General features: G+C 69.4%; 11 protein-coding genes. 7 read left to right on the top strand and 4 right to left on the bottom strand.

Annotation, left to right across the window (positions count from 1 at the left end):
- Positions 1–48: 48 nt before the first annotated feature.
- Positions 49–291 carry a hypothetical protein gene (locus HH212_RS14220; RefSeq protein ID WP_170203073.1) on the top strand — a complete coding sequence of 81 codons (243 nt, stop codon included), beginning with the start codon at positions 49–51 and terminating at the stop codon, positions 289–291.
- Positions 292–440: 149 nt separating this feature from the next.
- Here the strand turns inward: HH212_RS14220 and HH212_RS14215 are convergent, their stop codons facing one another.
- The 3 genes from HH212_RS14215 to HH212_RS14205 form a co-directional block, all read right to left on the bottom strand.
- On the bottom strand, positions 441–2,000 hold the full coding sequence (locus tag HH212_RS14215) for a Y-family DNA polymerase (RefSeq protein ID WP_170203072.1): 1,560 nt from the start codon (positions 1,998–2,000) through the stop codon (positions 441–443).
- Positions 1,930–2,640, bottom strand: coding sequence for a translesion DNA synthesis-associated protein ImuA (gene imuA, locus HH212_RS14210; protein WP_170203071.1), 711 nt, complete (start codon positions 2,638–2,640; stop codon positions 1,930–1,932). Before imuA ends, HH212_RS14215 begins: the two co-directional genes overlap by 71 nt.
- Before the next feature lie 107 nt (positions 2,641–2,747).
- Positions 2,748–3,299 carry a hypothetical protein gene (locus HH212_RS14205; RefSeq protein ID WP_170203070.1) on the bottom strand — a complete coding sequence of 184 codons (552 nt, stop codon included), beginning with the start codon at positions 3,297–3,299 and terminating at the stop codon, positions 2,748–2,750.
- A gap of 134 nt (positions 3,300–3,433) precedes the next feature.
- On the opposite strand from HH212_RS14205, the gene HH212_RS14200 reads away from it, so the two are divergent.
- The 6 genes from HH212_RS14200 to HH212_RS14175 all read left to right on the top strand — a co-directional run bounded on the left by HH212_RS14200 (position 3,434) and on the right by HH212_RS14175 (position 11,677).
- Positions 3,434–3,991 carry a hypothetical protein gene (locus tag HH212_RS14200; protein WP_170203069.1) on the top strand — a complete coding sequence of 186 codons (558 nt, stop codon included), beginning with the start codon at positions 3,434–3,436 and terminating at the stop codon, positions 3,989–3,991.
- Between the two features lie 150 nt (positions 3,992–4,141).
- The gene (locus HH212_RS14195; protein ID WP_170203068.1) at positions 4,142–5,395 is read left to right on the top strand and encodes a putative Na+/H+ antiporter; all 1,254 of its coding nucleotides are present in this window, start codon (positions 4,142–4,144) and stop codon (positions 5,393–5,395) included.
- A gap of 34 nt (positions 5,396–5,429) precedes the next feature.
- The gene (gene hepT, locus HH212_RS14190) at positions 5,430–5,900 is read left to right on the top strand and encodes a type VII toxin-antitoxin system HepT family RNase toxin (protein WP_229217280.1); all 471 of its coding nucleotides are present in this window, start codon (positions 5,430–5,432) and stop codon (positions 5,898–5,900) included.
- A 158-nt stretch (positions 5,901–6,058) separates the two neighbouring features.
- Positions 6,059–6,643 carry a DUF2760 domain-containing protein gene (locus tag HH212_RS14185; protein ID WP_170203067.1) on the top strand — a complete coding sequence of 195 codons (585 nt, stop codon included), beginning with the start codon at positions 6,059–6,061 and terminating at the stop codon, positions 6,641–6,643.
- Positions 6,640–8,514: an Hsp70 family protein gene (locus HH212_RS14180; RefSeq protein WP_170203066.1), complete on the top strand. Its 1,875-nt coding sequence runs from the start codon at positions 6,640–6,642 to the stop codon at positions 8,512–8,514. Before HH212_RS14185 ends, HH212_RS14180 begins: the two co-directional genes overlap by 4 nt.
- A 31-nt stretch (positions 8,515–8,545) precedes the next feature.
- Positions 8,546–11,677, top strand: coding sequence for an Hsp70 family protein (locus HH212_RS14175; RefSeq protein WP_170203065.1), 3,132 nt, complete (start codon positions 8,546–8,548; stop codon positions 11,675–11,677).
- A gap of 5 nt (positions 11,678–11,682) precedes the next feature.
- Here HH212_RS14175 and HH212_RS14170 read toward each other — a convergent pair whose 3' ends face one another.
- The gene (locus HH212_RS14170; protein ID WP_170203064.1) at positions 11,683–12,102 is read right to left on the bottom strand and encodes a hypothetical protein; all 420 of its coding nucleotides are present in this window, start codon (positions 12,100–12,102) and stop codon (positions 11,683–11,685) included.
- Positions 12,103–12,143: the final 41 nt, after the last annotated feature.

Raw genomic sequence — 12,143 nt, 5'->3', positions numbered from 1 at the left:
GTCTTGCGGCGCGGTTCACACTGCACCGGTCCACATGAGGAAACCGCCATGATCCAGCATACCGACCGTCGCACTGAAAGCCGTGTCAACCAGCGCGGCATCGAATTCGACGACTGCACCGTCCGCCACGGCCTGATCGTGCAGCGCCAGGCCGGCACCATCGGCGCCGTCGAATACCTGAAAACCAGCGGCGTCGGTGCCGCCGTCATCACGCGCGTGCTGTCGGGCCAGTCGCTGCGCGATGAAGACCGGCAGATGCTGGCGCTGGACGACGAGGCGCTGGCCGTCTGAGCCTGCGCCGGCGCATCCGGCAAAAAAAATCCGCCGGGCGTGAGGCCGGCGGACAATCCCAAGAAATTGCAAAAGCAGGAAGAGACGGGCCATCATGGCACGGCACCGTGTCAACTTGATGACATGACCGGGCGCATCCGTGACCATCGTCAGCCGAACAGCCCGTGCAGGAACCAGCGCGGTTCGCTGTCCTCGGCGCCGATACGCTCCCGATAGACCCAGTACAAGGTGTGATCCTGCCCTTCGGCGATGAAATAGTCGCGCGTCTGCGGACTATCCCACCAGCCAGCCTCGATGCGCTCTGGGTTGGACGCCATGCGCAAGGGCGAACCGTAGAACGGCCGATGGTCGCGCATCAGCAGCGCGACCGGCTTGGCCAGCAGCCAGGTCGGACGCGGCAGACTCATCACGTCGGGCGGCAGGCCGGCCTCGGCGGCGCGGCCGTGGGCGCGCTCCTGCATCCTCTCGCGCAGGCGCCCGCCCGCCGCGCCGCCCGTCGCGCCAGCCGTACCAGCGCCCCCCGATCCCTGCCCGAGCGCGCGTACCGGTACCCACACGTTGGCATTCTCGGGCCGGTGATCGGCCTTGGGCAGGGGTTGCAGCACGTTGTCCGCGCCCAGGCGCGCCGCCAGCAGTTCCAGCATGCGCATCCGGTCCTGCTCAGTGCCGCCAGGCTCCGGGAACAGCGATTCGCTGGGCGGCGCCATCGGCTGCACCCGATCCGCTGCCAGGCACAGGCCGATCACCGGCGCGTCCAGCGCCAGCTTGGCCAGGCGCTCGCGCAGCAGGCGCACCAGGTGCTCGTCGCGCCAGGCCGGTTCCGCCAGCGCCACCTCGATGCAGGTCGGCGCGCGCGCGACTCGGCCGCGTTCGTGCTCCAGCTCGAGGGTGACGCGCTCCACCGCCAGCTGGTGCGCGCACAGCCAGCCGGTCAGTTGCAGCAGCAAGCGACGGGCGCCGGCCAGCAGCAGTTCGGCGTCCTCGATGCGGTCGAACAGTTCCAGGCGCGCCTGGAAGGTGGCGGGCGGCGCGATCCACTCGTGCAGTTCCGGCGCCAGGCCATAGGCGGCGTCGAGCAGGTCGAGCAGCGCGCCGCCGCAGCGCCGCTGCAGGCCGGGGCGCGGCAGGCGCCGCAGCTCGCCCAGCGTGGCGCAGCCGATGCCCTCGAACCAGGCGGCATGGGCGCGCGCCGGCGGCGCCAGCAGCACGTCCAGGCGGTCCAGGCGCCGCACCAGCGAGGCCATGCGCAGCGGCCGGCCGGCGCAGCCCCGCGCCAGCAGCCAGGCGCCGCGCGCGGTCGGCGCGCAGGCCAGCGAGGCGCTGAAGCCGAGCGCGCCCACGTTGGCGCGCACGCGCGCGCACAGCGCGTGGATGCCGCCGAACAGGCGCAGGCTGGCGCCGACATCCATCAGCAGCGTGGCTTCCTCGGCCTCGGCCACCTGCGGCGTGTATTGCAAGAGCGCCAGCGCCACCGCCTGGCGCGCCTCGGCCTCGCGCGCCGGCGCGCGCTCGTGCACCTGCGCGTCGGGCAGCAGCATGAGCACGCCGCCGCGGCGCATGCCGGGGCGCACGCCGGCGCCGAGCGCAGCGTCGGACGCCGCCAGCACGCGCTCCCGCTCGAGCACGACGCTGCCGGCGTCAGTGCACCAGCGTGGATTGAAGACCTCGAGCGGTAGCCGGGGCAGGTGCAGTCCGATCCAGAGGCGCATGGCGTCGCAGCAGGTGAGAGGTCAGGGGCAGGAACAGCGGCGCGTCACGCTGCGGTCCCCGGCGTTTGAGAAAAGCGACTTCGAGGCCGCCCGGCTGCGGGCGCAGCGCCAGCCGCAGCGGCGCCGGCGAGGCATCCTGGGCGGCGGCCAGCGGACGCATCAGGAAGAACAGGGTTTCTCCGGCCTGCGCGGCCAAGTGCAGGCGGCGCAGGCTGTCGCTGCGCGCATGGCCCTGCCAGAACAGCAGCGCGCCGCAACTGCCGCTGCGCAGCACCTGCTCGGCGGCCCACAGCGCATCGGCGCTGCGCTCGCTGCGCAGCCAGATCAGCTGCGCCGGCGCCACCCCCAGCGCAGCCAGCGCCAGCGCCTGGGGCGGATGCGGCGGCTGCAGCAGCACCACGCGGCGTGCGGCGACTTCCGCCAGCGCCGGCCGCAGCAGGCGCATTTCGCCGATGCCGGGCTGCTGCAGCAGCAGGTCGACCAGGCTGCCAGTAGGCCAGCCGCCGCCCGGCAATTGCGCCGACAGCGCCGCGTGGCCGGTATCGATGCAGCGCGTGCCGGAGCGCGCCAGTTGCGAGGCGCGCCAGAGCGACGGATGCAGAGATTCCGGTGCTACAGATGTTGAATCTGAGCTATTCATAGATGATGCGAAGAAATACTGTATAAACATACAGTACTATTCTCATCAGCTTTTGGCAAGGTTTATCTTTTGGAACCGTACGCCGGTCGAACCTGTCTTGGCCTGCATCAGCCGGACGTCGCTTGCTTGAAAGCGAAAGCCAGCTTGCGGATGGCGGAACGATCCACCTGCACGTCGAGTGGAACCGTTTCGTATTTCGCTTCATTGGCATGGCGCGCGATACGCACGCTGGCGCGGCCGATTTCCCTGTCCAGCGCATCGAACATCGACACCTGAAGGATGCCGTCGACGTCCGCATCCGATACCAGATACGCATCCAGGCTGTGGGGCTGGGCACCTTGTGCGTCCACGCTGTCCTGCACCCTGGTTATTTTCAAGCCGGCCATCGCCAGCGTCGGCTCGACGACGATCGCCCTGCCCGACTTCATCACGCCTTTTTCCATTCCCTTGATCAGGACACCGACGCCGCCCGCGATCGACTCGCCGGCGCGGCTGCCCTTCTGCTGCAGCGTATTGCCGATGCCGGTCGCCATGTCGAGCTTCTCGCCTGCCATCGCCGCGCCTTTTTCCTCGGCCGTCTTGGCGGAACATGCCGTTATTACAGCGCACACGAGACAAGCGGACAGTAGCACCGGCAGCGGACGTTTTTTGGAAAGCATCGGATGACCTCGAAAGTGGACAGGGAACCAGTGATCGGCAATATGATGCTGCGTGGCGCGGCACATGCAATTATTGCCGAGGAGATATATCTACAGTACAGTCATCTACACCGCTTCCGTTGATACGACGCAAAATGGAATTCACGAACATGACGGCCCGCCGTATCGGCCGCTGCACCATGACCGCTTCCAGGGACGCGCTGCACCTGTCCTGCCCACCGCCGCGCGCGTTTGCCGCCCTCTGGACGGCGCCCGTCTTTCTCTTCATTGCAGTAAGCACCGTCGCCAGCTTCGTGAAAACCGGGGAACTTTTCAGCACCGCGGCCATCCTGCCTTGCATCTTCCTGCTGGTGCTGTTCGTCTTTGCGTGTCTGCTCCTCTATCGCAACCTCTTGGTGGACGAACGGCTCGTCGTCACCAGGAATTCCACATCGGCCACCGACGCGACCTTGATCCTCCATTGCAGCGACATCCGGGCGCTGGACATCCTCGGCAATCCCGGCATGCTGAGCCAGGAAGCCAGGCTGAAGTCGCTGGGAATGGGAGGCCAGAAACTGCTGTTGAGAACCACCCAAGGCACATTCGCGTGGGGGATCGGGCTGGACGATGCCGCCGCGCGCCAGATCATCGCCAGCCTGGAAGCGTATTGCGGAAAACCCCTGCTGAAAACCTCCGGCGCCAGGCTGCCGTAGGCCGGTGCGAGCGGACGCAGGGAGCGGCGTCCACGGCGCCCCGGCACGGTTTCATCCGCCTCCTGCTGCAAAAAATGAAATAATGCAGCCATCCGTTTCCGCATCCCCGACCATGACGTTCACCGTTCCATCCCCCGCCGGAGTCCTTGCATGACCACCGCTATCCAGAAGATCGGCCTGGTCCTGTTCGTGATCGCCCTGCTGCACACCTTCTCCACCCACCAGTTCGAAAAACTGGCGCACCGCTACCCGCGCCATGCCGGCCTGTTCCACCTGCTGGGCGAGGTCGAGGTGGTGTTCGGCTTCTGGGCGGTCATCCTGATGCTGGCCATGGCGCTGCTCGGCGGCGGCGCCTCGGCCATCGAGTACGCCGAGTCGCGCCACTACACCGAGCCGCTGTTCGTGTTCGTGGTGATGGTGGTGGCGGCCTCGCGCCCGGTGCTGGAAGCGGCGCGCACGCTGCTGCGCACGCTGGCGCAGCTGATCCCGGTGCGCAACGAACTGGCCCAGGCCTGGCTCGGCCTGGCGCTGGTGCCGTTGTCCGGCTCCCTGATCACCGAGCCGGCGGCGATGACGCTGGCGGCGCTGATGCTGGCGCCCTCGGTGTTCCGCCCCGGCATGCCGGAAAAGTGGAAGTACGGCGCGCTGGGCGTGCTGTTCGTGAATGTCTCGATCGGCGGCACCCTGACCTCGTACGCCGCGCCGCCGGTGCTGATGGTGGCCGGCGCCTGGGGCTGGGACAGCGCCTACATGTTCGCCCACTTCGGCTGGCGCGCGGCGCTGGCGGTGCTTCTCAACGCCACCGTGATCGTCGCCCTGCTGCGGCCCCACCTGCGCCTGCTGGACACGTCGGTCGAAGGCGAATCGGCGGTACGCGTGCCACCCGTGGTGTCGCTGATCCACCTGGGTTTCCTGGCCGCGACCGTGCTGCTGGCGCACCATGCGGTGCTGTTCACCGGCGTGTTCCTGCTGTTCCTCGGCTTTACGCAGGCCTACGAGCGCTACCAGGACCGCCTGATCCTGCGCGAAGGCCTGCTGGTCGGCTTCTTCCTGGCCGGCCTGGTGGTGCTGGGCGGAATGCAGCAATGGTGGCTGCAGCCGGTCATCGCCGGCCTCGGCCCGCTCAAGCTGTTCTTCGGCACGATGGTCCTGACCGCGATCACCGACAATGCGGCGCTGACCTATCTCGGTTCCCTGATCACCGGCCTGGGCGAGCACGAAAAGATCATGCTGGTGGCCGGCGCCGTGACCGGCGGCGGCCTGACGGTGATCGCCAACGCCCCGAATCCGGCCGGCGCGGCGCTGCTGCGGCACGGCTTCGCCGACGAATCGATCGGCGCGCTCGGGCTGCTGCTGGGCGCCCTGGCACCCACCTGTGCGGCGGCCATCCTGTTCCTGCTGTAACGTAACCGGTCAATACACTGGACAAGGCACGAGCATGAACAACGACCTGCTGGTCAGCAAGACGGGCACCATCGAGCGCTGCTGCAAGCGCGCCCGCGACGAATACGAAAAGGACCCGACGACTTTTGTGGGCGACATCACGCGCCAGGACGCCGCCACCCTGAACGTGATCCGCGCCTGGGAAGCCGCGGTCGAGATGGGCGACTACGTGCTCGCCGAACTCGAGCTCGGCCCGGCGCGCGAGGAGCGCGAAGTCATCTCCCTGCTGGCCGAACACGGCTGGATCGAGGCGGCGCTGGCCGAGGACCTCAAGCGCACCGGCGAATTCTGCCGCGCCGAATGGGACCATCAGGCGGCGCCGCTGCCGGCCCTGGTCACCATCATCAAGCGCGGGCTGGACGAGTTCGACGCCTATGCGCGCGCGCTGCTGGGCGGCGTGGCGGCGCTGGGCGCGCCGGCCAATGATCCGCAGATGGGCGGCCCGTCCGGCGATCCGTCGATCTGACGCCTTCCTTCGCCGTCCGCCACCAGGCGCGCGCAGCCCAACCGGGCTGTCTCTGTTTGTGGTCTAACTGGTATGATGCGCGTTTCGACGGACCATGGCCGCGCCGCCCCGGCGGCAAGCGGCCTTCAACACGCTCCCAACACGGACACCACAAGAACATGAGCCAACCGAACAACCTGCCCTCCTTCTGGAGCCGGCTCTCCATCGCCTTTGGCGCTTTCTCGAAAAGCCTGGGCGACGCCGAATTCGCAGCGCGCATCCGCGACGACCAGGTCGGCCCGGCCATGGCGCCGGCACCTGCGCCGGCGCCCGCTCCGGCACCTACCCCCGCTCCGGCCCCTGCTCCGGTGACGCTGCGCGTGGCCACGCCCGACGCCGCCCTGCAGCTGCTCGGCCTGCTGCAGCGCGAAGCGCGCCTGATCGACTTCGCCAACGAAAACATCACGGTGTACGGCGACGCCGACATCGGCGCCGCCGCGCGCGTGGTGCACGAGGGTTGCGCGCGCGTGCTGCGCGAGCACTTCAGCATCGAACCGGTGCGCAGCGAACTCGAAGGCGCGCGCGTGACGCTGGCGGAAGGCTTCGACGCCGCCAGCGTGCGCCTGACCGGCAACGTGGTCGGCAAGGCACCCTTCACCGGCGTGCTGAACCACCGCGGCTGGCGCGCAGCGGACGTGCGCCTGCCCCAACTGACCGAAGGGCATGACGCCCGCATCATCGCCCCGGCGGAGGTGGAACTGTGAACAATACCGTCAACAACCCGCGCTACGCCATCGGCATCGACCTCGGCACCACCCACAGCGCCCTCTCCTACGTCGACCTGCAGGCCAGCGACGGCGAAAAGGCCGAGCAGCACGTGCTGCCGGTGCCGCAATTGTCGGCGCCCGGCACGGTCGAATCGCTGCCGCTGCTGCCCTCCTTCATGTACCTGCCGCACCCGGACGAACTGGCGCCGGGCGAACTGGCCCTGCCCTGGAGCGCCACCACCGTGGCGCCGGCACCCGCCGCCGTGATCGGCGAGATGGCGCGCAGCCGCGGCGCCGCCACCCCGATCCGCCTGGTGTCCTCGGCCAAGAGCTGGCTGTGCCACCCCGGCGTGGACCGCCGCGCCGCCATCCTGCCGCCGGACGCGCCGGACGAAGTGGCGTGCGTGTCGCCGCTCGCCGCGTCCACCCGCTACCTGGAACACCTGCGCCACGCCTGGAACGCCGCGCACCCGGAAGCGCCGTTCGAGCAGCAGGCCGTCACGGTGACGATTCCCGCCTCGTTCGACCCGGCCGCGCGCGAGCTGACGGCCGAGGCGGCGCGCTACGCCGGCTACGGCAATCCGGTGCTGCTGGAAGAGCCGCAGGCGGCCCTGTACAGCTGGATCCAGGGCAGCGGCGGCGCCTGGCGCAAGCAGGTCAAGGCCGGCGACATCGTGCTGGTGGTCGACGTCGGCGGCGGCACCAGCGACTTTTCGCTGATCGCCATCCTGGAACGCAACGGCAACCTGGAACCGCACCGCGTGGCGGTGGGCGACCACATCCTGCTGGGCGGCGACAACATGGATCTCGCCCTGGCGCATCTGGTCGCGCGCAAGCTGCAGGCGAACGGCACCCAGCTCGACGCCTGGCAGATGCGCGCCCTCACCTACGCCTGCCGCGGCGCCAAGGAGCACCTGCTGGCCGACGCCAACGCGGCCGCCTGGCCGATCGTGGTGCCGAGCCGCGGCTCCAAGCTGATCGGCGGCTCGATCCGCACCGAGCTGACCCGCGACGACGTGACCGCCTTCATCACCGACGGCTTCTTCCCGCGCGTGGAAGCCAGCGCCCGTCCGGCCACCCGCGCGCGCGCCGGCCTGACCCAACTGGGCCTGCCGTACGCGCAGGACGCCGCCGTCACGCGCCACCTGGCATCGTTCCTGGCGCGCCAGGCCGGTGCCACCGCCGACCTGGAAGGTTTCCAGGGCCGCATGGACGCCGAACACAGCTTCCTGCACCCGAGCGCGGTGCTGTTCAACGGCGGCGTGTTCAAGTCCGAGATCCTGTCCCAGCGCGTGATGGACACCATCAACGACTGGCTGTACATGGAAGGCGCGGAACCGGCGCGCATGCTGGAAGGCGCCGACCTCGACCTGGCGGTGGCGCGCGGCGCCGCCTACTACGGCTATGCGCGCCGCGGCGGCGGCGTGCGTATCCGCGGCGGCACGGCGCGTTCCTACTACGTCGGCGTGGAATCGTCCATGCCGGCCATCCCCGGCATGGAGCCGCCGATCCAGGCACTGTGCGTGGCGCCGTTCGGCATGGAAGAAGGCAGCGAACTCGAACTGCCGGGCCAGGAATTCGGCCTGGTGGTGGGCGAGCCGGTGCACTTCCGCTTCTTCGGTTCGACCACCCGGCGCCAGGACCGCATCGGCGAGGTGCTCGACTTCTGGGGCCCGGACGAGCTGCAGGAGCTGAACGAACTCCAGGCCGACCTGCCGGCCGAGGGACGCACGCCGGGCGACGTGGTGCAGGTCAGGCTGCATGCGCTGGCGACCGAATCCGGCACGCTGGAACTGGCGGCGGTAGCGCGCGAGGGCCAGCGCTGGAAGGTCGAGTTCGACGTGCGCAGCGCGCCGGACGGTCAGTGATCGGCGCATCGATCCTTTGAGCGGCCGCGCCGTGAGCCAACCCGCCTACCTGGTCGGCATCGACCTCGGCACCACCAACACGGTGCTGGCGTATGCCGCCATTGACGGCGGCCAGGTCGAGACCTTCGCGGTCGACCAGCTGGTGGCGCCCGGCGAGGTGGGCACGGCGCCGCTGCTGCCATCGGTGCGCTACCACCCGGCTGCAGGCGAGCTGGCGCCGGGGGCGCTGCAACTGCCGTGGGGCGCCGCCGGCATGGATGGCGCCGCGGCCGGCGCCTTGCCGAACGACGCGGCGGCGCCTGCCGCCGGCGGTAACGCGGCAGGCGCCGATGCGGCAACCCGCGGCGCGCCCTTCGCCGTCTTCGGCCGCCTGGCGCGCGTACTCGGCGCCGGCTCGCCCGGCCGGCTGGTGGCCTCCGCCAAGAGCTGGCTGTCGCATTCCGGCGTCGACCGCACGGCGCCGATCCTGCCCTGGGGGGCGCCGGACGACGTCCACAAGATTTCGCCGCTGGCCGCCAGCGCCAGCTACCTGGCCTACCTGCGCGCGGCCTGGAACCACCGCTTTCCCCAACACCCGCTGGAACGCCAGCGCATCGTACTCACGATCCCCGCTTCCTTCGACGAAGGCGCGCGCGCCTTGACGCTCGAAGCCGCACACCTGGCCGGCTTGAGTGCGGTGCGCCTGCTGGAAGAACCGCAGGCGGCCCTGTACGACTGGCTGTACCGCCACCGCGCCACGCTGGCGGACGACCTGGCCGGCGCGCGCCTGGTGCTGGTGGCCGACGTCGGCGGCGGCACCACCGACTTCAGCCTGGTGCGCGTCGAGGTCGAGAACGGCGAACCGAAGCTGACCCGCATCGGCGTGGGCAACCACCTGATCCTGGGCGGCGACAACATGGACCTGGCGCTGGCGCACCTGGCCGAAGCGCGCATGCGGCCGGACGGCGCCACGGTCCAGGGCGGCGAGCGCCTGTCGGCGGCGCGCCTGGCCCAGCTGACCGAACGCTGCCGCGCCGCCAAGGAGCAACTGCTGGCGCTGGACGCGCCCGGGCAGGTCACGGTGACGCTGCTGGGCGCCGGTTCGCGCCTGGTCGGCGCCAGCCGCAGCGCGCAGCTGACGCGCGAGGACATCCGCCAGATCGTGCTGGACGGCTTCTTCCCGCTCAACCCGCAGCAGGAAAGCGCCCGGCGCACGCGCACCGGCATCGTCGAGTTCGGCCTGCCCTATGCCGGCGATCCGGCCGTCACGCGCCACCTGGCCGCGTTCCTGCGCCAGCACGCGGGCGCGGCGCGCGCGGCGCTGGGCGCGCACGCGGCGGACGGCGGCGCCGGATCGGATGCGACGGCCGCCGCGCAATCGGCTGCCGCAGCGGACGTATCCGCGCCGGCATCCGATGCTGCGCCGGCATCCGCCCTGCCAGTCCCGGACACGCTGCTGCTCAACGGCGGCGTGTTCCGCGGCGCGGCGCTGGCCGCGCGCCTGGCCGACACCCTGTCCGGCTGGCGCGGCGCGCCGGTGCGGGTGCTGCACAACCTGGACCCGGACGTGGCGGTGGCGCGCGGCGCGGTCGCCTACTGGCTGGCGCAGTCGGGCTTCGCGCCCGCCATCGCGAGCGGTTCGGCGCGCAGCTATTACCTGCTGCTGGACGATGCGCCGAAAGACAGCGCCAAAGATGCCGGCAAGGATGGCGCCAAGGAGAACGGCAAGCGCCTGCGCGCGGTCTGCCTGCTGGCGCGCGGCGCCCGCGCCGGCGAAGAGTCGCTGCTGTCCGAGCGCAGCTTCGCGCTGCGCCTGGGGCGGCCGGTGCGCTTCCATCTGGTCTCGATGGTGGCCGATCCCGTGGGCGGCCCAGCGCGTCCCGGCGACCTGGTCGAACTCGACCCGCACGAAGTGGTGCGCCTGCCGGCGATCGCCACCGTGCTGCGCGCGTCCGGCGCGTCGCCCAGGGAGGCTGGCGGCGGCAAACGGGCTGACGACAAGGCCAACAACAAGGCGAACGGCAGCGCCGGCCGCGGCAGCGAGATTCCGGTACAGCTGGCCACCGCGCTGTCCGAAGTCGGCACGCTGGAAGTGTCCTGCGTGGCCGAGGATGGCAGCGGCCAGCGCTGGAAACTGGAATTTCAATTGCGCGCGCAGGAGCCGGATGCCGGCGACGGCGCCGCGCCCGACGATGCCGCCTTGCCCGCGCGCCTGGACGACGCCCTCAAGCACATCCACCGCATCTTCGGCGCCCGCAACCAGCAGGTCGAGACGCGCGAGGTGCGCCAGCTGCGCGCCACGCTGGAACACCTGCTGGGCGCGCGCGAACGCTGGGAGACGCCGCTGCTGCGGCGCCTGTTCGACGCGCTGCTGGAACGCGCCAAGGGCCGGCGCCGCTCGGCCGAGCACGAGCGCGCCTGGCTGAACCTGGCCGGCTGGTGCCTGCGCCCCGGCTTCGGCCACCCGCTCGACGCATGGCGCATCGAGCAGCTGTGGGTGCTGTTCGAGGCTGGCGTCCAGTATCACAAGGACAGCCAGGTGCGCGCCGAATGGTGGACGCTGTGGCGGCGCGTGGCCGGCGGCCTGTCCACCGAAGCGCAACTGCGCCTGCTGGACGATTTCGCCTTCAATTTGCAGGCCGATCCTGCCGAACGCGCGCGCCGCCCGGTGACGCTGGTCGACGGCAGCGAGGACGACATGCTGCGCCTGGGCGCCTCGCTGGAGCGCATCCCGTCAGCGTATAAAGCCGAGATCGGCGACTGGATGCTGGAACGGATCATGGCGGTGCCGGCTGCGCCCAAGCCGGACTCGAAGGCGGCCGCCACCTACGCGCGCTACCTGTGGGCGCTGGCGCGCGCCGGCGCACGCCAGTCCCTGCACGGCAGCGCGCACGAAGTGGCGCCGCCGCAAGCCGCCGCGCGCTGGCTGGAAGCGCTGTCGACGCTAGACTGGAAGAAGATCGAGCCGGCCGGCTTCGCCGCCGCCCACATCGCCCGTAGAACAGGCGACCGCTCGCGCGACATCGACGAGCCGCTGCGCGAAGACATCCTGCGCCGCCTGGCTGCCAGCGGCGCGCCCGCCGGCTGGACGGCGATGGTGCGCGAGGTGGTGGAACTCGACCAGGCCAGCGCCGTGCGCATGTTCGGCGAGGCGCTGCCGCCGGGGTTGAAGCTGCTGCGCTGAACAGCTTAGTCAGAATATAACCGCTCGAAGACTTCCTTAAATGCTGGCCACTGTTTTGGAATAGAAGTACTCTTCAATTCTTCATTGTATACCGCTAGCGCGATTTCAATAGCTGGAATTAGTTGCCGAGTTTTACGTAGCTTGGTTTGTTCAATCAAGTAACTTACGAGATCGATAGGCCTGTGCATTTGCATATCTTGCGGCATCAAAGCTGGATATGCAACGAAATCTTCGGAATGCACAGCATGAAGCAGCAGAAGAATGTATTCGCCTACCATTACCTGTGCGCCCAACGATCCTAAATTATTGAGATGCCTTAACTCCAAGCTAACGTTGTTAAGTAATTCATTATCGTTACGGCTTATCAGCAACGAAGGCTCATCACCTTGTCTGGCGAGCGCCACTGTGAGACGAGGATCTTTCATAATCAGTGCTCTCTAGCCCGGCTCAAGCCGGGCGTGGTTAA

The organism is Massilia forsythiae, assembly GCF_012849555.1.
Taxonomy (GTDB): Bacteria; Pseudomonadota; Gammaproteobacteria; order Burkholderiales; family Burkholderiaceae_D; genus Telluria; species Telluria forsythiae.
Note: the sequence above shows the minus strand (reverse complement) of the source record. Positions and strands in the feature narration are given on the sequence as shown.

Excerpts from the sequence above, each read along its gene's own strand:
- HH212_RS14220 (WP_170203073.1), top strand. The coding sequence starts at position 49 with ATGATCCAGCATACCGACCGTCGCACTGAAAGCCGTGTCAACCAGCGC.
- HH212_RS14215 (WP_170203072.1), bottom strand. The coding sequence starts at position 2,000 with ATGCGCCTCTGGATCGGACTGCACCTGCCCCGGCTACCGCTCGAGGTC.
- imuA (WP_170203071.1), bottom strand. The coding sequence starts at position 2,640 with ATGAATAGCTCAGATTCAACATCTGTAGCACCGGAATCTCTGCATCCG.
- HH212_RS14205 (WP_170203070.1), bottom strand. The coding sequence starts at position 3,299 with ATGCTTTCCAAAAAACGTCCGCTGCCGGTGCTACTGTCCGCTTGTCTC.
- HH212_RS14200 (WP_170203069.1), top strand. The coding sequence starts at position 3,434 with ATGGAATTCACGAACATGACGGCCCGCCGTATCGGCCGCTGCACCATG.
- HH212_RS14195 (WP_170203068.1), top strand. The coding sequence starts at position 4,142 with ATGACCACCGCTATCCAGAAGATCGGCCTGGTCCTGTTCGTGATCGCC.
- hepT (WP_229217280.1), top strand. The coding sequence starts at position 5,430 with ATGAACAACGACCTGCTGGTCAGCAAGACGGGCACCATCGAGCGCTGC.
- HH212_RS14185 (WP_170203067.1), top strand. The coding sequence starts at position 6,059 with ATGAGCCAACCGAACAACCTGCCCTCCTTCTGGAGCCGGCTCTCCATC.
- HH212_RS14170 (WP_170203064.1), bottom strand. The coding sequence starts at position 12,102 with ATGAAAGATCCTCGTCTCACAGTGGCGCTCGCCAGACAAGGTGATGAG.